Origin of the sequence: Leifsonia sp. Leaf336 (assembly GCF_001423695.1) — a bacterium.
Lineage (GTDB): Bacteria > Actinomycetota > Actinomycetes > Actinomycetales > Microbacteriaceae > Leifsonia.
Genome location: NZ_LMOZ01000001.1, coordinates 313101 through 331352 on the forward strand (window position 1 = coordinate 313101; position 18252 = coordinate 331352).

The window sequence follows — 18252 nt, forward strand, 5'->3', positions numbered from 1 at the left end:
GTCGCCCGATCGGCGGCTCGGGCAGCATATGATCGTCAGGCCGACGCGACTCCGCGCGGCGCACGCCCTCGGAAGGAGAGCACCGGTTGGGCACTCTGATCTACGGGTCCGGCGCGAAGATCGACATCGACGACCGCTTGCTGGCCCACCTTCAGCTGGTCATCACGTCGAAGCTGCGGCGGAACGAGCAGTTCCTCTTCGAATGGGACCACGACGAGGCCTACTCGCGCGGCCGGACCGCGATCTGGATCAACCCGTCCGTCCCGGTGCACTTCCAGTACGTGGGCAGCCGCCGGCCCGCGCTGAACCGCGCCTGGACGGAGGCGCTGATGGACGCCGCCAACAGCGTCGGCGGCCTCCGCGCGATCCCCGAGCCCGTGGCGCGCTGATGGGGACGCTCTTCTACGGCGACGATCTGTCGTCGGTGGAGTTCGACGATCGCCTGCTCGCGCACCTGCAGCTGGCGATCGTCACGAAGCTGCGGCGGAACGAGAGCTTCGTGTTCTCGTGGGACATCCCTGTCGCGGGCGGAAGCGGCTCGAACTCGGTCTGGATCTCGCCGACCGTCGGCCTCCGCTTCACCTACCCGACGCATACCCGCGAGTCGATCAATCGCGCGTGGGTGGAGGCGCTCGTCCGCACGGCGAACAGCGTCTCGGGCCTCCGTGTCGTCGACGAACCCGACGCCGGGGCAGAGGCGCAGGCGCAGGCCCAGGACAAGACCGACAGAACGGATGAACAGTGATCGTCAACAGGCTTACCGTGGACGGCAAGGACTACTTCCTGCCGGGTTCAGTGACGGAGCTGCGCGAGAAGATCAAGGCCGCGATCCAGGCGGGTGGGGACTACGTGAACATCCCGCCGCTGCACTCCGGCCCCGGGATCGACATCCTGTTCTCGCCGGGCATGCCCGTGGTGTGGAGTCAGATCGACGTGGGAGGCGACCCGGACGCGGAGGCGGACGAAGTGTCCCAGTCGAGCATCGACGACGACACGTTCGACGGGCTTTGAGCTGCTGAAACGCGCTCGCGCCTGACGCCTCCTCGTCAGAGATCGTCGAAGTCGCCGTCGGAGGTCACGTCGTCGGGCTCAGGCTCGAATGGTTCATCGGGTACCTGCTCGGCGTAGATCCGGCTGGCCTCACTGACGAAGACCTCGGTCGCGCCGACTGCGGTCAGCAGCACTACGAAGCCCCCACCGGTTCGAGCGGCGCCGACGATCTGCTGCCGAGTCCGCTCCCAGCGGATGGCCGGGGCGTAGACACGGCCGTCGATGTGGATCACGATGCGCACGTCGCCTGCCTCCCCCCGTGTTGTCAGGCACAGTACGCGCCATCGAGGAGCAGTCGGCAGGAAGTCGGGACGACGGCGACCGGTGCATCGGGATCCGATGCGAGACCTCGCCGTCGCCCCTGCTGGGAATTGCAGTTCACCGGCCCACGTCAGAGTGGGTACGATCTGCCTTCCAGCGGTTCAGAACACTCAGGACGAATCCTCGTCGGTCGGGTCCGACAGGTAAGCGTCGTGAGCCTTCTGAATTCGGTCGGGGTCGTCCCGGCGAGATGTTCGCAGCGATTGCCAGGCCCTCTCGACGCGGAGCTCGGTCCGCTCGGGAGACTCTTCGGGAAACAAACTATCCGACATGACGTGCCCCTCTCTGACCGATTCGCGTCGATCAGTAGCGAGGAGCCCCGGAATCGAGCATCGACCGGCAGAAACGCGTCTCGGAGGAGCCCGCTGTTTCGAGCGTACGCCTGCCGAGGGTCGTCGGCTACGTTCGCTCGACGATTCACCGGCAACCTGGATGCACGCACAAGTTCAGCGCGTAACGTCCGATCATGAACACACATCGCAACGCCGGGCGGGATGAGCTGCGTGTCGGGGCCATTCTCGCGGATGCATTGCCGAGCGAATTGCTGACGGCGGATGCCCCCGATCGGTACACCGTGCTAGCGGTGTTCAATCGCCGTCCGAGCCGAGCGGAAATCGACGAGATACAGGACAACACCACCAGATCGACGCTGACCGACTCGGGACATCCGACGGTCGAACTGCGCGTCTCCGACCGGCGTCTGGAGATAGCGAACACGAACCTCGAGGAGCTGGCCGGCGGCCTGGCGTCGGTGATCGCAGCACGACTGTACGCGATCAGCGTGAGCTCCGCGGCTGCCCGCGAACGCTCGGAGGCCGAGCCGCCGACGAAGACTCACCGCGAGACCGACCGTGCTGCGCTGATCGCCTTGGCGGCAGCGGCGGTCACCTTCACCGCATCCTCTTCAGGCGGCTCGCCCGGGCCTGTCCTGCACGCGGATGGGTCGTCGGACCCGACGTGGTTCGACGTCCGCAACGACCACCCGGCCGACCCGTAGACGGGCCGAAAGGACATCGTCGACATCCTGAGCCCGGATGGCGGAGTACCCGAAACACCGCGATCCGGGCCAGGCCGGAAGGCGGTGCGCACACTCAGGGGTACCACCTAGGTCTAGGGCGATCACTTGAATTGTCCCACTCGAGACTCCGGCGGGCAATGGTGGTCACGGCGCCGCGCGCCGCTCAGACGGACTTCTTCCGGTTGGCGTTGCGGCGGACGATCCCGAAGATCAGGGTGCCGACGAACAGGATGATGCCGATGATGGCCAGCCAGAGCAGACCTTGGATGGCGAACCCGACGACGGCCAGGATCGCCCACACGACGAGGAGGATCACGATTACTGTCAACATGCCGCTGACGGTACTCGCGAATCCCGGACGCGCGTACGCTGAGTAGCACAGGCGGCCCGGACCCCGACGTCATCCAGCGCGAAGGGGTGTGGCCATGTCCGAGGTCTCTGCGAGTCGGCCGAAGCCGCCGGCATCGGGCGGCGAGTACACCGCACTCGCCGCGATCATCCGCGACTCGGGTCTGCTTCGGCGCCGATACGGCTACTACTGGACCAAGCTCGCGCTGGTTCCGGCGCTCACCGCGGCGATGGTGGTCGTGTTCGTGGTCATCGGCGACACCTGGTGGCAGATGTTCACAGCGGTCCTGTTCGCCTTCCTCTTCACTCAGATCGCGTTCCTCGGCCACGACGCCGCGCACCGGCAGATCTTCCGCTCCGGTCGCTGGAACGACTGGGTGAGCCTGGTGGTCGGGGACCTCTTCGTCGGGATGAGCTACGGCTGGTGGCAGCACAAGCACACGCGCCACCACGCCAACCCGAATCAGGAGGGCGCTGATCCCGACATCGAGCTGCCGGTGATCGCGTTCACCCCGCGGCAGGCGGCCCAGCGGCCTCCCGGCGTTCGCTGGCTGATCGGTCACCAGGGCTGGTTCTTCTTTCCGATCCTGCTGCTGGAAGGGGTCTCGCTGCACGCTTCGAGCGTGCGGAGGGTGCTCGCGCGCGAGCCGGTCAAGCGGCGGCCCGTGGAGATCGCGTTCCTCGCCATCCGTGTCCTGGGCTATCTCGGGCTGGTGTTCTGGGTGCTTTCGCCGGGCAAGGCGGCCGCGTTCCTCGCCGTGCAGTTGGGACTCTTCGGCTTCTACATGGGGGTCTCGTTCGCCCCGAACCACAAGGGGATGCCGCTCGTGCCGCACGGAGTCAAGCTCGACTTCCTGCGCCGGCAGGTGCTGATGAGCCGGAACATCCGCGGCAGCCGTGCGCTCGACTTTCTGATGGGCGGCCTCAATTACCAGATCGAGCATCATCTGTTCCCCTCGATGCCCCGGCCGCACCTGCGACGCGCAGCCCCGGCGATCCGGGCGTTCTGCGAGGAGAACGGCGTGCACTACACCGAAACCGGTCTGTTCCGCTCCTACGCGATCGTGACCCGCCACATCAACCGGGTCGGTCTCGGCGAGAGGGATCCGTTCGCCTGCCCGCTGCTCGAGATCCGCCAGGCGCCCGGGCTCGACGTCGGCGGGCTGCCTCCCGCCGTCGCGGGTGTCACGACCGCACCCCCCGGACCTGGACTTCCCGGATGAGGACGAGCATCCTGGTGAATGAGTTCCGTCGTCACTGACCACAGGGCGTGCGGGGACTGGAGCGTGAGCGATGCCCGGTGAAGACGGGAGGCCGGCGGGGGCTGGCGCAGCCGAAGAGATGGCACGCCGCTTCGTCCGCTCGTTTCCGGTGACCGGGGCCGCGGTGTCGACTCTGGGCGACTTGCTGGGTGTCCAGACCGTGGCGGCCACCGACCGGCTCGCCGCACGCGTCGACGAGATACAGTTCGACCTCGGTGAAGGCCCGTGCTGGGAAGCTGTGCGGTCCCGCCGGCCTGTTCTCCTGCCCGATCTGCGCCGCGATGGCGGCGGCGCGTGGCCCGCCTTCGCCGAGGCCGTATGGTCGGAAGGCATCCGTGCGTTGTTCGCGTTTCCGCTGCTCGTCGGGCCTCTCGAGATCGGCGCGGTCGATCTCTACTCGCGTCGGCCGCTCACACTCGAGCCCGGTCAAACGCAGAAGGCGGCGGACTTTGCCGACGCGACCGCGCGTCAGGTCCTGCAAGCCGCCCTCCAGACTGCGAGCGCAGGCGGCGACGATTACGCGGAAGACAATCGGCCCTACTCTCGGAAGATCATCCATCAGGCGACAGGGATGGTTCTGGCCCAGTTGGGCATCAGCGCGGACGATGCACGCTTGGTCATCCAGGCTCATGCGTTCGCGAGCGACCGATCGATGATGGAGGTCGCCCGCGACGTGCTCGATCGCCGCATCGACTTCTCTGCGCCCGAGACACGGTAGGAGTCGACGTGACCGAGACCCGCGAGCAGTTGTTGCTGGAGGCGTTCGCCGGGCTGGCCGACACCCTGGTGGACGACTACGACGTCGTCGAGTTGCTGCAGACGCTGGTGGAGACCTGCAGTTCGCTCCTCGGCGCCACCGCGTCGGGAGTCCTCCTTGCGGACGAGCACGGCGAGCTGGATGTCGTAGCTGCCACCAGCGAGGCGAGCAGGCTGGTCGAGGTGATGCAGCTCAGTGCGTCTGCCGGGCCGTGCATCGAGAGCTTCCGGACCGGTCGCCCGGTGTCGCTGGCCGATATCCGGGACGCCCCTCCCGAGTGGTCCCAGTTCCGCGCGAAGGCCCTCGACCTCGGCTTTCGTGCCGTCCACGCTGTCCCGATGCGACTGCGGGAACAGATCATCGGCACCCTCAACCTGCTGGGCGAGGAGGTCGGGGAACTGCCCGACGACGATTTGATCGCAGCGCGCGCGTTCGCGGACGTGGCGACGATCGGCATTCTGCACGCACGCACGATCGCGCAGAGCACTCTGGTCCGGCGGCAGCTGCAGACGGCGTTGGACAGCCGTGTCTTGATCGAGCAGGCCAAGGGGGTCGTCGCCTACTCGCACCGGATCTCCGTGGAGGAGGCCTTCACCGTGATTCGGCAGTACGCACGTTCGCATCAGGCACGGTTGTCGGAGGTCGCAGCGGCTGTCGTTCGGCGTGACCTGCGGCTCTGACCGCGGTCGATGCCGCGGCGGCTCTTGCAAGCGCCGCTGCGATTGTCAACTCTTTTCCCGCCCGGGGAACTGTGCAAATCTCTGCACAACGGGGGAGCCGGACTCCTCTCTGTGTGGTTGTTTCGGCGAGTAAAGGTGGGGTATGTCCGAGGTGTTGCCGGGTGCTGTTCTTCCGTTGCCCGATCAGGTCTATGTGGGTCCGGTCACCGTCGATGAGAAGACGCTGGGGGTGAAGCGGGAGCCGATCGAAGTCAAGCGTCCGCCGCAGAAGGCCCCCAACGTGCTTCTCGTCCTGCTCGACGACGTGGGGTTCGGCGCGTCCAGCGCCTTCGGCGGACCTGTGCCGATGCCGACGGCCGAGCGGATGGCAGCCGGTGGCCTCCGGTACAGCCGGTTCCACACCACTGCGATCTGCTCACCGACCCGGGCTGCCCTGCTCAGCGGCCGCAACCACCACCAGGTGGGGATGGGGCAGATCACCGAGACGGCCACGCCGGCGCCCGGCTATCGCTCCACCCGGCCGAACAGTTGCGTCCCGCTGCCGGAGATCCTGCGGCAGGCCGGATACAACACGGCCCAGTTCGGAAAGTGCCACGAAGTGCCGGTGTGGGAGAGCGGCCCGACCGGCCCCTTCGACCACTGGCCGGCGTTCAGCGGCTTCGAGCGGTTCTACGGGTTCATCGGCGGCGAGACCAACCAGTGGACGCCCGCCCTGGTCGACGGCGTCTCGCTGATCGAGCCTCCGGAGGATCCCGATTACCACCTGATGCCGGACCTGGCCGACAAGACCATCCAGTACATCAACCAGCAGAAGGAGCTGACGCCGGACAAGCCTTTCTTCGTCTACTTCGCACCCGGTGCGACGCACGCGCCGCACCACGTTCCCAAGGAGTGGATCGCCCGACACGCGGGTGAGTTCGACGACGGGTGGGATGCGCTGCGCGAGAAGACCTTCGCGCGGCAGAAGGAGCTCGGGGTGGTTCCCGCGGACGCCGTCCTGACCGAGCGGTCCGAAGGCATTCCCGCCTGGGATGACGTGCCCGACGAGCGCAAACCGATCCTCGCTCACCAGATGGAGGTCTACGCCGCGTTCCTCGAGTACGCCGACCACCACACCGGCCGCGTCATCGACGCGATCGACGGCCTGGGGCTCCTCGACGACACCCTGGTCATCTACATCATCGGCGACAACGGCGCCTCGGCCGAGGGCGGACTCGAGGGCGCCTTCATGCTCTCCACCGCCGCCAACGGCGGAGCCGAGTACGAGACTCTCGATTTCTGGAAGGAGCACCTGGACGAGATCGGCGGCCCCGAGGCGTACAACCACTACGCCGTCGGCTGGGCGCACGCGATGTGCACGCCGTACCAGTGGACGAAGCAGGTCGCCAGCCACTACGGCGGCACCCGCAACGGGACGATCGTGCACTGGCCGAACCGCATCGCGGCCCGCGGGGAGATCCGCGACCAGTGGCATCACGTCATCGACATCGCGCCCACGATCCTGGAGCTCGCCGGGCTGGCGCAGCCGCACACCGTCAACGGTGTCACCCAGGTGCCTATGCACGGCGTCTCGATTGAGTACACCTTCGACGACGCCGCAGCCGACGAACGCCACCGCACTCAGTACTTCGAGATCATGGGCAACCGCGGCATCTACCACGAGGGCTGGACGGCGCAGACGAAGCACAGGACCCCCTGGGACGTGGTGGGAGCAGCCCCCGACTTCTCCGCCGACGTGTGGGAGCTCTACGACACGACCACGGACTGGACGCAGTCGAACAACCTCGCGGCCTCCAATCCGGAGAAACTCGCCGAGTTGCAGCAGTTGTTCCTCATCGAAGCCGCCCGCTACAACGTCATCCCGATGGACGACCGCGCAGCCCAGCGGATGAATCCGGAGTTCGCCGGACGGCCGACGCTCGTCACCGGCACCAAGCTCCGCCTCCACGAGGGCATGAAGCGCCTCAACGAGAACGTGGCGATCAACGTCAAGAACCGTTCCTGGTCCGCCACCGCACAGCTCCGGATACCGGATGGCGGAGAGGTCGACGGCGCGATCCTGGCCCAGGGAGGGCGAACCGGAGGGTGGTCCTTCTTCACCGAAGGCGGCAAGCTCGGGTTCCACTACAACTACTGCGGGCTGCTGCGGTCCACCGCGCTGTCCGATCGACGCATCGGGGAGGGCGAGCACCAGGTCCGCGCCGAGTTCGCCTACGCGGGAGGCGGAATCGGGAGGGGCGGCACCGTGACCCTCTACATCGATGGTGAGCCTGCCGGCAGCGCCGAGGTCGAACGCACGCACCCGATGTACTTCTCGTTCGACGAGGGGCTCGACGTCGGCGTAGATACGGGGATGCCCGCCTACGAGGGGTACACCACTCCCCACGGGTCGTTCACCGGGCGGATCGACTGGGCCGAGATCGACCTCGGGCTCGACGACCACAGCCATCTGCTCGACCCGGAGGAGTGGCTCGCGGCCGCCATGCGACACCAATAGGGGCTGAAAACCTGCGGCGCTGTTTCGCGTGGCGGCATGAAAAACCGCCTGAGCGGCATCGCGCGGACGCGACTCAGGCGGCGGATGTCACTTGGCGGCGGGGACGGACGCAGGCTGGCTGGCAGCTGCGTGAATCTTGTCGGCCGCTGTGCGGAGGGCGTCCTCGACAGCGTCGGTGACGGTGTTGACCTTGTCTTCGACCGCGTCGACGACGTGGTCGGTGACCTTGCTGGTACTTTCGCCAGCGTCTTTGATGCTTTGCCCTGCAGTCATGATGACCTTCTCTGAGATTGCCGTTCGCGGGTGAGGCCAACGGACGCGGGCCGGCCGCAGCGCCCCGTAACTGCTGGGCGCAGAATCAGTGCGGTCCGTGTGCACTCACGGTACGTCTGCGAGATGTGTACGCACACATCTGGCAGGGTTGCGCCCCGGCAGAGAGAGAACGAAGCCTTCACAACTCGTCGATGCTGCGTCCGTCGAGCGGGTGTCGATCAGGTCGTGGTCGGACGGTCGTTGTGTGCGCGGCGATGAGGAGACGCGTCGGATCCGCCTTCGCCTTCCCAGCGCGCTTCGGATTCTGCTGTTGCGTCGACTCGCGCGAACGTGACGGCCGCGGCTGCGAGCGCCACGAGCGCCGCACGGTCGGCCTCGCGCTGCGACTTCTCCAGGAGTTCGGCTTCGAAGCGTTCGTGGGCAGCTTCAGAGTCCAGGCTGATGACGTGGAGCCGTTCGGCGATGGCTGCAGCGAGCCCGTACGTGAGTTCCTCGAGGTTGGTGTTAGCGACCTCGAGCCGGCGATCGGAGACCCGGAGCTCGACGGCGGGGTATCCGGCGGCGGTGAGAGCGTCGCGGGTGTCGTTGTCGTGGATGGCGTCGATCTCGGCCCGGCTGGGGCGGCGCGTGAAGACGGCGGAGACGGTGTACCGTTCCGGGGCTTCAGGGGTGAGCAGAGTGGAAGGTAGTGCATCCGTGAGGATGGCGCCGACTTCGAGTTCGGCGGACGGCGAGCGGTCGAGGGCGTTCATGATCGGACGCTACGCGCCGTAGATGTGCGCGCACACAGGCGCGAAAGCCAGGCCTATTCACATTCGGGCGGCGTAACGTCTGAAGATGACGCAGAGTGTGAAGCCCCTACAGAGTGAGAAGCCCCGGACGACAAGCAGATCGGGATCCGCAATGGGAACCGCGGCCGATGTGCGTGCAGGACCGATCCGGCTCCATGTCCGAGAGCCCGCCCCGCGGGCGCATCTGACCAGACCGGCCAGTGCCGTATCCGACCTCGCGATGCCTGGTGAGCGTGTCGTCGTCCTGCATCACAACGGCAACGAATTCTCGGTGAGGGCTAGCATGGCCCTGGTCTTTCAGAAGAACGCAGCGCGGGTGCTGGCGGCAGGAGGATCCGAACTCGTGGTCCTCGCGCACGTGGACGGCGTCGAACTGCTCCTGATCGCGCCGACGACTCCCTTTCATTTCGATGGTTCGCTCGCGGTGGGCGCAGAAAGAACGATCCCCAGACCCTCCGCGCGTCAGCACACCACGAACGGTTTGCGCGTGCGTGCGCCTCTGACTCGCCGCCCACACGGACTCACTGCAGCCGATCTTCGGTCGGCGGAGCTCACGTTGTCGACCTGAGCGAGCGAGGGGACAACCAGCCGCGGGGTGCCCGCGGGGCAATGGAATGAGGCAATGGCATGGCAATCGAGAACTGGCACAAAAAGCACGCTCAATCGCTCACCGCGGGCCAACGTGCGGCCGACGTCCTCCGCAATGCCATGGGAAGCTGGCCGTTCATCGGCGGTTTTCTGCTCGTCATGGCGGTATGGGCTGCTGTCAACTCGCTCGCGTTGGCACACGGGTCGTGGGACCCCTACCCGTACATCCTGCTCAACCTGTTCCTCTCGATGCTCGCCGGACTGCAAGGAGCGATCCTCTTGATTTCCGCCAAGCGTCAAGACACGATCAGTGCCGCGATGGCCCAACACGACTTCGACACGAACGTTGCGGCGAAGCAGGAGATCGACCGCCTGATCCAACTCAGCGAACAGCACCGCCAAATGATGGCCGAACTCAACGAGCTCGTTCAGAACCTGTCTCTGGGGAGGTACCCCTCTCCCACGAAAGCGGCTGACGCCGTGCTCCAACCAGCGCCCGGACTGTCGGAATAGGGCTGGATGGTCAGTCGGCTACGGGCTCCGGCCGTACTTCGTCTCGTAGTCGGCGTCGATGCGGTCGTTCAGCGTGGTGGCGATGGCGCGCCGTTCGTAGGTGGTCCAGGCCGTCATGATTCCTCCGTCACGGACTGACGCGGCACGGGCTGATCGGCGGCCCAGGAGGCGAGCAGCCGCAGCCGCTCGGCCGATGGCGAGCCCGGCTCGGCCGTGTAGACGAGGAGCACATGGCCGGGCTCGGCCGTGATGGCGAACTCTTCGTAGGCGAGGGTGAGCTCGCCGACGAGAGGATGCCGGAACCGCTTGGTGCCGGCGCCGTGGGTCCGCACGTCGTGGGCGCCCCACAGCTTCCGGAACTCCTCGCTGCGGGTCGACAGCTCTCCGACGAGGTCTTGCAGGGCGCGGTTGTGCGGATCGCGGCCCGCCTCGGCGCGCATCATGGCGACGCACATGTCGGCGAACCGGTCCCAGTCGGGGTAGAACTCGCGCGACGCCGGGTCGAGGAACTGGAACCGCGCGAAGTTCGGCGTCCGTCCGCCGTCGCCGATCAGCGGCGAGTAGAAGGCGCGGCCGAGCGCGTTGAACGCGATCACATCCGACTGGGCGTTGCGCACGACCGCCACGCCCTCGGTGAACGCGTCGAGCGCCCAGTGGAGGCTCGGGCGCGCTGCCGGGCTGCTCCCGGCACGTCGTCGCGGCCGCCCCGAGAGGGGGATGCCGTCGGAGGCACGCGCGAGGTCGAACAGGTGGGCGCGCTCGGTGTCGTCGAGCTGCAAGGCCCGGCTCACCGCATCCAGCACCCCGGCCGACACCCCGGCGATACCGCCGCGTTCGAGCTTGGCGTAGTACTCGACGCTGACGTCGGCGAGCATGGCCACCTCGGAGCGGCGCAGCCCCGCGACCCGGCGGCCGCTGCCTGCGGAGAGGCCGACCTGCTCGGGCGTCACCTTCGCCCGGCGCGACATCAGGAACTCGCGCACCTCGGATCGGTTGTCCATGCCGCCCAGGCTAAGCCGAACCCTGCTCCGGCAGGGATGCTCTCTCAGTACACCTCTCGTCCGTACACCTCTCATCAGGGACTCCCTCGGCGCGAGAGGACCCGGTGTGCTGGATGCCGTGAACGAAAGGATCCCGACATGCGCGGAGTAGTCATGTACGCACCCCGGGATGTGCGCGTGGAGGAACGCGCCGACCCGACCATCCAGGAGCCCACCGACGCGGTCATCCGCGTCACCGCCGCCTGCATCTGCGGCTCCGATCTCTGGCCGTATCGCGGCACGGACGCGGTCGCAGAGCCCACCCCCATGGGCCACGAGTACGTGGGCGTGGTCGAACAGGTCGGCGCCGAGGTGCAGAACGTCTCCGTCGGAGACTACGTCGTCGGCTCGTTCTTCGCCTCCGACAACACCTGCGAGATCTGCCGCGCCGGCTACCAGTCGCGCTGCGTGCACGCGTTCCCGATGGGCGCGATCGGCACGCAGGCCGAGAAGCTGCGGGTCCCGCTGGCCGACGGCACGCTCGTCGTGGTGCCGGGCGAGCCCACGCAGGCGCAGGTGCGCAGCCTGCTCGCCGCCTCCGACGTGCTCGGCACCGGCTGGTTCGCCGCCGTCGCCGCGGAGGCCGGGCCCGGCAAGACCGTCGCTGTCGTCGGCGACGGCGCGGTCGGTCTCCTCGGCGTCCTCGCCGCCAAGCGGCTCGGCGCCGAGCGCATCATCGCGATGAGCCGCCACGCCGACCGGCAGGCGCTCGCCCGCCGGTTCGGCGCCACCGACATCGTCGAAGAGCGCGGGGATGCCGGCGTCGCCGCCATCAAGGCCCTCACCGGCGGGCTCGGCGCGCACTCGGTCATCGAAGCCGTCGGCACGCAGGAGTCGATGATGCAGGCCATCCGCGCCACCCGTCCCAGCGGCCACGTCGGCTACGTGGGCGTCTCGCACGGGGTCGAGCTGCCGGGGGAGGAGCTGTTCTTCTCCGGCGTGCATCTGCACGGCGGTCCGGCTCCTGTCCGCCGCTTCCTTCCCGAGCTGATCGAGTCGATCATGAACGATGAGTTCGACGCCGGTGCGGTGTTCGACCTCACCCTGCCGCTCGATGAGGCGGCGGAGGGCTACCGGGCCATGGACGAGCGCAGAGCCGTCAAGGTGCTGCTGGAGACGGAGAACGCATGAACATCGAACCCACCACCCCCACCGCCAAGAACCCGCCGGAGCAATTCGCCGGCGACGTCTGGGTCGACCCGATCGCCGCTCCGCACGATGGCGATCAGCGCATGACCGTCGCGCTCGTCCGCTTCGCCCCGGGCGCGCGGACCGCCTGGCACAGCCACGCCCGCGGGCAGTACCTGCGGGTCACCTCCGGTGTCGCCCGCTTCGGCGACCGCGACGGGAACATCATCGAGGTGCATCCCGGGCAGACCCTCTACACGCCGCCGGGCCAGGACCACTGGCACGCGGCGGCGCCGGGCTGTTTCATGGAGCACATCGCGATGCTGGAGTCGGCCGACGACCCCGCCGCGACGACCACGTGGAAAGAGCACGTCACCGACGACGACTACGAAGGGCGGGCGTCATGAGCACCTGGACCGGAGGACGGCAGGCGTTCGGCGACTTCGCGCCGGGCCTCGTCCACTACACCGACGAGGTGCTGTTCGACGAGGTCTGGGAGCGTCCGGGCCTCTCGAAGCGCGACCGCAGCCTCCTCACCGTGAGCGCGCTTCTCGCCGGCGGGAACGTCGACCAGTTGCGCTTCCACCTCCCCTTCGCCGTGCAGAACGGCGTGACTCGGGAGGAGCTCGTCGAGGCGATCACGCATCTGGCCTTCTACGTCGGTTGGCCCAAGGCGATGTCGGCCATGACCATCGCGAAGGAGCTGTTCGACGGCGAAGGGGAGGCCTCCGCATGATGATCCTGGTGACCGGCGCATCCACTGGACTCGGCCTCGCGACCGCGGACGCGCTGGCCCGCGCCGGCCACCGGGTCGTCCTCCACGCGCGGCGGCCCGACCGTCTCGCCGACGGGGAGGTCGCCGAGCGGATGCACGCCCTCCTGTTCGCCGACCTAGCCGACTCCTCCGCCGTACAGCGGCTCGCGGGCGAGGCGAACGATCTCGGCCGCTTCGACGCGGTCATCCACAACGCGGGCGTGATCGATGGTCCGGTCACGGCGGTCAACGTCGTCGCGCCGTACCTCCTCATGGCCACGCTCACTCCGCCGGCCCGGTCGATCGTGCTCAGCAGCGGGATGCACCGCTCCGGCTCCCCGGACCTCGACCGCGCGTTCGCCGGGAGCGGCGACTACTCGACCAGCAAGCTCCTGGTCACCGCCCTGGCGCTGTGGCTCGCCGCCCGGACGCCGACGCTGTCGCATGCCGTCGATCCGGGCTGGGTGCCCACCCGGATGGGTGGGCGCGGCGCCCCGGACAGCCTCGAGGAGGGGCACAGAACGCAGGAGTGGCTGGCGACCGCGGAAGCGAGCGAGATCCACCCGGTGACGGGCGGCTACTGGTACCACCGGCAACCACGGGCGCCCCACCCCGCCGCGGCCGACCCGGCGTTCCAGGCGCGCCTCGTCGACCGGCTGGAGCAGGCGACCGGCGTGCCGCTCGCGCTGTAATGAGCAACGAACCCCGGGTTCCTCATGGGACGGGTGGAATCTCCTGTCGCGAGATGACGTGGAGCTTCAGCCCGTACGCGTACGCGCTCCCGCCTGCACGTTCTTCGCTAGGATGATCGCGCCCCGTTGCCACGAGGCAAACACACGAGCACACCGGACGACGGAGCGGGGGAGCATGGCGGCGACACGTCGTGAGGTGGCGGAGGCCGCGGGCGTCTCCGTCCGCACCGTCTCCAACGTCGTCAACGGTTTCGACCATGTCGCGCCGGCGACCCGGGAGCGCGTCCTCCGCGTCATCCACGAGCTCGAGTACCAGCCGAGCGAGCTCGCACGAAGCCTCAAGGTGGGACGGTCCGGGCTCATCGGGCTGATGCTGCCAGAGCTGGACACCGCCTATTTCGCCGAACTCACCCGTGCCTTCGTCGAAGGCGGCGCCGAACGGGGCCTGACCGTGGTCGTCGACCAGACCGACGGCGACCGGGAGCGTGAGCTCGCCCTGCTCCGCCGGACCGCGGGCGGTTCGCTCTTCGACGCGCTGGCCCTGAGTCCGCTCGCCCTCCGCGCCGAGGATCTGGAGGCGCTCGCCGCCGGTCCGCTGGTGTTCCTCGGTGAAGACGAGTTCCCGGGTTACGACAAGGTGATGATCGACAACTTCCAGGCCGCTCGGGAGGCTGTCGAGCATCTGCTCGCGCAGGGGCGCCGCCGCATCGCCGCGATCGGCGCCGAACGCAGCCACCGCGCCGCCAGTTCGCAGCGACTCGAGGGCTATCGTGCCGCGATCCGCGCGCACGCCGACCTCGGCCTGCCCGAGATCGTGGGGTACGTGGAGGGGTTCCGCCGGCCGGAGGGCGCCGCGGCGATGCGCCGCCTGCTCGACGGCGGCGAACCGTTCGACGCGATCTTCTGCTTCTCCGACGCCCTGGCCCTCGGCGCGCTGCGGACCCTGCACGAGGCGGGGGTCTCGGTGCCGGACGAGGTGGCGGTGGTCGGCTGGGACGACATCGAGGACGGCCGTTTCTCCATCCCGTCGCTCACGACTGTCAGCCCGGACAAGCAGTGGCTGGCGGAGACGGCACTCGACCGTATCGTGCGGCGGCTCGCGGGCGAGACGCTGGAGCCGGAGGTGCTCGTGGGACCGCACCGGCTGATCGTGCGGGAGAGCGCCCCCACGCTGCGGGCAGGTACGGCTTCTCCGGCCGTCCCGTGACCTGTGCAGCCTGTGATTTCCAACATTTTCCAGAATGTGTTTGCATCGAGGCAAACTGCACGCTAGCATCCTGATCGTGTCATTTGCATCGAGGGAAATCGAACAGGGCGGTCACGCTCCCGTCGCGCAGGCCGTGCCGCGCCCGGAGTACCCGCGCCCGCAGTTCGTGCGCGACCGCTGGCTGAACCTCAACGGCGTGTGGAGCTTCGGTTTCGGCGCGACGGAGGCCGCGGACGCCTCCGCCCCGACCGCCTGGATCCTCGACCGCGACATCCTCGTGCCGTTCGCGCCCGAGTCGGAGCGCTCCGGCATCGGCAGCACGACGTTCCACCCCGCGGTCCGCTACCAGCGCACCATCGAGATCCCCGCTGACTGGGCCGACGACCGCCTCCTCCTGCACTTCGGCGCGGTCGACTTCGACACCACGGTCTGGGTGGACGACGTCGAGGTCGGCCGTCACCGCGGCGGCTTCACCCCGTTCACGATCGACATCACCGACGCCGTCGCGGCTGCCGCCGGAGCCTCCTTCACCCTCTCCGTCCTCGCGGAGGACGACCACCTCACCATCCAGGCGCGCGGCAAGCAGTCCCGCCGCCCCGAGAACTACGAGGCCTTCTACACGCGCACGACCGGCATCTGGCAGACGGTCTGGCTCGAGCCCGTCTCTCCGGCGCACTTCGGCCGCCCGGTCATCCGCCCCGACCTCCCCTCGTCGTCGTTCGCGGTCGAGCTCGACGTCGTATCCCCCGCCGCCGGACTCACCGCGCGGGTCGACATCAGCGACGCCGACGGCCTCGTCGTCAGCCGCGAGGTGGAGGTGACGGCGCAGGTGAAGCCCGTGCTCACCCTCCCGATCGAGACCGATCGCCTGCGTACCTGGTCGCCCGAGGACCCGCACCTCTACTCCGTTCGCTTCACCCTGCTGCGCGGCGAGACCGTGGTCGACGTCCTCGACAGCTACGCCGGGATGCGGTCCATCGCGATCGACGGCCGCCGCGTCCTCCTCAACGGCCGTCCGGTCTTCCAGCGGCTCGTCCTGGACCAGGGCTACTGGCCCGACACCCTGATGACCGCGCCGAGCGACGATGCCCTCGTGGCCGACATCGAGCTCGGGATGGCCGCCGGCTTCAACGGCGCCCGCCTCCACCAGAAGGTGTTCGAGGAGCGCTACCTCTTCCACGCCGACCGGCTCGGCTACCTGGTCTGGGGCGAGTTCGCCGACTGGGGCGCAAAGGTCGGCCCAGGCGGACCGCAGGAGCCGACGCTCTCGTTCGTCACCGAGTGGGTGGAAGCACTGACCCGCGACGTCTCTCACCCGTCGATCGTCGGCTGGTGCCCGCTCAACGAGACCTTCCAGCCGATGACCGACCGGCTGACCGTCCTGGACGACGCCACCAAGGCGCTCTACGCGGTCACCAAGGCGATCGACCCCACCCGTCCGGTGATCGACGCGTCCGGCTACTCGCACCGCGTGCCCGGCGCCGACATCTACGATTCGCACCTGTACGAGCAGGACCCGGACGTGTTCGCGCAGCGGATGGGGGGCCTCGCCGACGGCCGCCCGTACGTCAACACCGCGCTCGACGGCACGGAGTGGTCTGTTCCGTACGCCGGGCAGCCCTACTTCTGCAGCGAGTTCGGCGGCATCTGGTGGTCGGACAGCGACCGCACAGGCGACGACTCCTGGGGGTACGGCGAGGCGCCGCGCACCCGCGACGAGTGGATCGACCGGTTCCGCCGGCTCGTGGACACGCTGCTCGATGACGCCGGCATGTTCGGCTACTGCTTCACCCAGCTCACGGACGTCTTCCAGGAGAAGAACGGGGTGCTCGACTTCCGCCGCGTGCCGAAGTTCGACCTCCGGCTCCTGCGCGACATCCAGTCGCGGCCCGCGGCCTATGAGCTCGACGACGTGCCGCCCCTCGATCCCTGACCCGGGGCGGGCCAGGCTTCACACCCCCCGCACCACACCCCCGCACCACCCACTACGCAACGCACCACCTGACAACACCAGGCACCTCACAAAGGAGTGGACACCCATGCGAAAGAAACTGATCCTGGCCGCAGCCGCCATCTCGGCGGCGGCGCTGGTGCTCGCCGGCTGCTCGTCGTCAGACGGCTCCAGCAACGGCAAGACCACGCTGACCGTCGTCGGCTTCGAGGGCGGCGGCACCGAGCTCGCCGACATCCCCCAGATCAACGCCGACTTCCACAAGAAGTACCCGAACATCACGATCGACTACAAGTACGTCGCCAACGGCGAGTACGACCAGTACAACAACACCCGCCTCGCCGCCGGCACCGCCGCCGACGTCCTCATGACGAACGCGACCCGCGTGCAACAGTGGCAGAAGCAGGGCTACCTCGCCGACCTGAGCGACCAGTCCTGGGTGAAGCAGCTCCTCCCGAACGTCGCCCCGTTCGGCGCGATCAACGGCAAGACCTATGCCTTCACCCAGCAGAACATCCCGATCGGGCTGTACGCGAACCTCGACATCCTGAAGAAGGCCGGCATCGACCAGGTCCCGCAGACCTGGCCGGACTTCCTGGACGCGCTGCAGAAGCTGAAGGCCGCCGGCCAGCCGGGCCTGCTGCTCGCCGACCAGGGCGGCTGGACCAGCGAGCAGCTCTCGCTGGCGCTCGCCGCGAACCTGGTGGACGACAAGTGGGGCCAGGGCTACGACAACGGCAAGACCAACTGGAACCCGTCCTTCGCGCCGGTCTTCGACCACATCAAGCAGCTGCTGACCTCGGGTGACGTCGACGGCAAGCTCATGAACGGCATCGAGCCGTTCAACACCGGCAACGCGGACTTCGCCGCCGGCAAGTGGGCCTTCACGATCATGGGCGCGTGGGAGCTGCAGAACTTCCAGCAGAACGCGAAGTTCGACTTCTCGCTCAACCCGTTCCCGGGCGGAGACGCGGGCAGCAGCCCCTACGGCGTGACCTTCGTCGGCTCCGGCTGGGGCGTCAACGCTGCGAGCCAGCACACCGACGCCGCGAAGAAGTACGTGGCGTTCATGGCCGACCCGGCCAACGACAGCCGCTACCTGGCCGCGGAGAACTCGTTCACCACTCTGAAGAACGTGCCGAGCCCGACGATGCAGAAGGCGAGCGCCTATGTGGACGCCTTCAACGCCGGCCACTCGCAGGTGTCGCCGATCGAGTACCTCCACTTCCCGACCTACGAGCAGGAGTTCTGGAAGGTCGGCACCTCGCTCTTCAACGACCCGTCGCAGTCGACGAGCACGCTCCTGAAGCAGCTCGACCAGACGATCCCGAAGACGAAGTAGTCACCACCGTCCCGGCCGAGGAGCTGCCCACGCCTCCCCG

At 68.1% G+C, this 18252-nt stretch carries 22 protein-coding genes; 17 read left to right on the forward strand and 5 right to left on the reverse strand.

Going from position 1 to position 18252, the window contains the following annotated elements; translation table 11 throughout:
- Positions 1–86 precede the first annotated feature (86 nt).
- The 3 genes from ASF88_RS01445 to ASF88_RS01455 are packed head-to-tail and all read left to right on the forward strand — an operon-like array spanning position 87 to position 1011.
- Positions 87–389 (forward strand): DUF7882 family protein, encoded by a 303-nt coding sequence (locus tag ASF88_RS01445; protein WP_055913243.1) that lies wholly within the window; start codon positions 87–89, stop codon positions 387–389.
- Entirely contained in the window at positions 389–745 is a 357-nt protein-coding gene (locus ASF88_RS01450) for a DUF7882 family protein (protein ID WP_055913245.1), read from the forward strand. Before ASF88_RS01445 ends, ASF88_RS01450 begins: the two co-directional genes overlap by 1 nt.
- Positions 742–1011 (forward strand): hypothetical protein, encoded by a 270-nt coding sequence (locus ASF88_RS01455; protein WP_055913248.1) that lies wholly within the window; start codon positions 742–744, stop codon positions 1009–1011. Before ASF88_RS01450 ends, ASF88_RS01455 begins: the two co-directional genes overlap by 4 nt.
- A gap of 35 nt (positions 1012–1046) precedes the next feature.
- On the opposite strand, the gene ASF88_RS01460 is transcribed toward ASF88_RS01455, so the two are convergent.
- Complete coding sequence (locus ASF88_RS01460; protein WP_055913252.1) at positions 1047–1292, reverse strand: hypothetical protein; 246 nt, start codon at positions 1290–1292, stop codon at positions 1047–1049.
- 545 nt (positions 1293–1837) lie between these two features.
- On the opposite strand from ASF88_RS01460, the gene ASF88_RS01465 reads away from it, so the two are divergent.
- Positions 1838–2368 carry a hypothetical protein gene (locus ASF88_RS01465; protein WP_200935212.1) on the forward strand — a complete coding sequence of 177 codons (531 nt, stop codon included), beginning with the start codon at positions 1838–1840 and terminating at the stop codon, positions 2366–2368.
- 184 nt (positions 2369–2552) lie between these two features.
- Here the strand turns inward: ASF88_RS01465 and ASF88_RS20775 are convergent, their stop codons facing one another.
- Positions 2553–2720, reverse strand: coding sequence for a hypothetical protein (locus tag ASF88_RS20775; protein ID WP_200935213.1), 168 nt, complete (start codon positions 2718–2720; stop codon positions 2553–2555).
- A gap of 94 nt (positions 2721–2814) precedes the next feature.
- Here ASF88_RS20775 and ASF88_RS01470 point away from each other — a divergent pair, with 94 nt between their 5' ends.
- From ASF88_RS01470 to ASF88_RS01485, 4 genes are all read left to right on the forward strand, one after another.
- Complete coding sequence (locus ASF88_RS01470; protein ID WP_082518681.1) at positions 2815–3960, forward strand: fatty acid desaturase family protein; 1146 nt, start codon at positions 2815–2817, stop codon at positions 3958–3960.
- A gap of 70 nt (positions 3961–4030) precedes the next feature.
- A complete protein-coding gene (locus tag ASF88_RS01475) occupies positions 4031–4717 on the forward strand; it encodes a GAF and ANTAR domain-containing protein (RefSeq protein WP_055913258.1) in 687 nt (228 codons plus the stop codon).
- A gap of 8 nt (positions 4718–4725) precedes the next feature.
- Positions 4726–5436 carry a GAF and ANTAR domain-containing protein gene (locus tag ASF88_RS01480; protein ID WP_055913261.1) on the forward strand — a complete coding sequence of 237 codons (711 nt, stop codon included), beginning with the start codon at positions 4726–4728 and terminating at the stop codon, positions 5434–5436.
- 142 nt (positions 5437–5578) lie between these two features.
- Entirely contained in the window at positions 5579–7933 is a 2355-nt protein-coding gene (locus ASF88_RS01485) for an arylsulfatase (protein WP_055913264.1), read from the forward strand.
- An 87-nt stretch (positions 7934–8020) separates the two neighbouring features.
- On the opposite strand, the gene ASF88_RS01490 is transcribed toward ASF88_RS01485, so the two are convergent.
- Both ASF88_RS01490 and ASF88_RS01495 read right to left on the reverse strand, forming a co-directional pair.
- On the reverse strand, positions 8021–8206 hold the full coding sequence (locus ASF88_RS01490; protein WP_055913267.1) for a hypothetical protein: 186 nt from the start codon (positions 8204–8206) through the stop codon (positions 8021–8023).
- Between the two features lie 218 nt (positions 8207–8424).
- Positions 8425–8958 carry a hypothetical protein gene (locus ASF88_RS01495; protein ID WP_200935214.1) on the reverse strand — a complete coding sequence of 178 codons (534 nt, stop codon included), beginning with the start codon at positions 8956–8958 and terminating at the stop codon, positions 8425–8427.
- Positions 8959–9109: 151 nt separating this feature from the next.
- On the opposite strand from ASF88_RS01495, the gene ASF88_RS20235 reads away from it, so the two are divergent.
- Positions 9110–9565 carry a hypothetical protein gene (locus ASF88_RS20235; protein ID WP_157498147.1) on the forward strand — a complete coding sequence of 152 codons (456 nt, stop codon included), beginning with the start codon at positions 9110–9112 and terminating at the stop codon, positions 9563–9565.
- Positions 9566–9624: 59 nt separating this feature from the next.
- A complete protein-coding gene (locus ASF88_RS01500) occupies positions 9625–10098 on the forward strand; it encodes a DUF1003 domain-containing protein (RefSeq protein ID WP_235493230.1) in 474 nt (157 codons plus the stop codon).
- 113 nt (positions 10099–10211) lie between these two features.
- Here ASF88_RS01500 and ASF88_RS01505 read toward each other — a convergent pair whose 3' ends face one another.
- Positions 10212–11099: a helix-turn-helix transcriptional regulator gene (locus ASF88_RS01505; protein WP_200935215.1), complete on the reverse strand. Its 888-nt coding sequence runs from the start codon at positions 11097–11099 to the stop codon at positions 10212–10214.
- Between the two features lie 138 nt (positions 11100–11237).
- On the opposite strand from ASF88_RS01505, the gene ASF88_RS01510 reads away from it, so the two are divergent.
- The 7 genes from ASF88_RS01510 to ASF88_RS01540 all read left to right on the forward strand — a co-directional run bounded on the left by ASF88_RS01510 (position 11238) and on the right by ASF88_RS01540 (position 18212).
- A complete protein-coding gene (locus ASF88_RS01510) occupies positions 11238–12269 on the forward strand; it encodes a zinc-dependent alcohol dehydrogenase family protein (RefSeq protein WP_055913270.1) in 1032 nt (343 codons plus the stop codon).
- Positions 12266–12673 (forward strand): (R)-mandelonitrile lyase, encoded by a 408-nt coding sequence (locus ASF88_RS01515; protein WP_055913273.1) that lies wholly within the window; start codon positions 12266–12268, stop codon positions 12671–12673. Before ASF88_RS01510 ends, ASF88_RS01515 begins: the two co-directional genes overlap by 4 nt.
- On the forward strand, positions 12670–13002 hold the full coding sequence (locus tag ASF88_RS01520) for a carboxymuconolactone decarboxylase family protein (protein WP_055913276.1): 333 nt from the start codon (positions 12670–12672) through the stop codon (positions 13000–13002). The genes ASF88_RS01515 and ASF88_RS01520 overlap by 4 nt, the downstream gene beginning before the upstream one ends.
- Entirely contained in the window at positions 12999–13712 is a 714-nt protein-coding gene (locus ASF88_RS01525) for an SDR family NAD(P)-dependent oxidoreductase (RefSeq protein WP_055913279.1), read from the forward strand. The genes ASF88_RS01520 and ASF88_RS01525 overlap by 4 nt, the downstream gene beginning before the upstream one ends.
- Before the next feature lie 175 nt (positions 13713–13887).
- Positions 13888–14919 carry a LacI family DNA-binding transcriptional regulator gene (locus ASF88_RS01530; protein ID WP_055913281.1) on the forward strand — a complete coding sequence of 344 codons (1032 nt, stop codon included), beginning with the start codon at positions 13888–13890 and terminating at the stop codon, positions 14917–14919.
- 76 nt (positions 14920–14995) lie between these two features.
- A complete protein-coding gene (locus ASF88_RS01535; RefSeq protein WP_235493232.1) occupies positions 14996–16852 on the forward strand; it encodes a glycoside hydrolase family 2 protein in 1857 nt (618 codons plus the stop codon).
- 106 nt (positions 16853–16958) lie between these two features.
- Entirely contained in the window at positions 16959–18212 is a 1254-nt protein-coding gene (locus tag ASF88_RS01540; RefSeq protein ID WP_055913284.1) for an ABC transporter substrate-binding protein, read from the forward strand.
- Positions 18213–18252: the final 40 nt, after the last annotated feature.

Coding starts and splice junctions, on each gene's coding strand:
- ASF88_RS01450 (WP_055913245.1), top strand. CDS start 389: ATGGGGACGCTCTTCTACGGCGACGATCTGTCGTCGGTGGAGTTCGAC.
- ASF88_RS01465 (WP_200935212.1), top strand. CDS start 1,838: ATGAACACACATCGCAACGCCGGGCGGGATGAGCTGCGTGTCGGGGCC.
- ASF88_RS20775 (WP_200935213.1), bottom strand. CDS start 2,720: ATGTTGACAGTAATCGTGATCCTCCTCGTCGTGTGGGCGATCCTGGCC.
- ASF88_RS01470 (WP_082518681.1), top strand. CDS start 2,815: ATGTCCGAGGTCTCTGCGAGTCGGCCGAAGCCGCCGGCATCGGGCGGC.
- ASF88_RS01475 (WP_055913258.1), top strand. CDS start 4,031: ATGCCCGGTGAAGACGGGAGGCCGGCGGGGGCTGGCGCAGCCGAAGAG.
- ASF88_RS01485 (WP_055913264.1), top strand. CDS start 5,579: ATGTCCGAGGTGTTGCCGGGTGCTGTTCTTCCGTTGCCCGATCAGGTC.
- ASF88_RS01490 (WP_055913267.1), bottom strand. CDS start 8,206: ATGACTGCAGGGCAAAGCATCAAAGACGCTGGCGAAAGTACCAGCAAG.
- ASF88_RS01495 (WP_200935214.1), bottom strand. CDS start 8,958: ATGAACGCCCTCGACCGCTCGCCGTCCGCCGAACTCGAAGTCGGCGCC.
- ASF88_RS20235 (WP_157498147.1), top strand. CDS start 9,110: ATGGGAACCGCGGCCGATGTGCGTGCAGGACCGATCCGGCTCCATGTC.
- ASF88_RS01500 (WP_235493230.1), top strand. CDS start 9,625: ATGGCAATCGAGAACTGGCACAAAAAGCACGCTCAATCGCTCACCGCG.
- ASF88_RS01505 (WP_200935215.1), bottom strand. CDS start 11,099: ATGGACAACCGATCCGAGGTGCGCGAGTTCCTGATGTCGCGCCGGGCG.
- ASF88_RS01510 (WP_055913270.1), top strand. CDS start 11,238: ATGCGCGGAGTAGTCATGTACGCACCCCGGGATGTGCGCGTGGAGGAA.
- ASF88_RS01515 (WP_055913273.1), top strand. CDS start 12,266: ATGAACATCGAACCCACCACCCCCACCGCCAAGAACCCGCCGGAGCAA.
- ASF88_RS01520 (WP_055913276.1), top strand. CDS start 12,670: ATGAGCACCTGGACCGGAGGACGGCAGGCGTTCGGCGACTTCGCGCCG.
- ASF88_RS01525 (WP_055913279.1), top strand. CDS start 12,999: ATGATGATCCTGGTGACCGGCGCATCCACTGGACTCGGCCTCGCGACC.
- ASF88_RS01530 (WP_055913281.1), top strand. CDS start 13,888: ATGGCGGCGACACGTCGTGAGGTGGCGGAGGCCGCGGGCGTCTCCGTC.
- ASF88_RS01540 (WP_055913284.1), top strand. CDS start 16,959: ATGCGAAAGAAACTGATCCTGGCCGCAGCCGCCATCTCGGCGGCGGCG.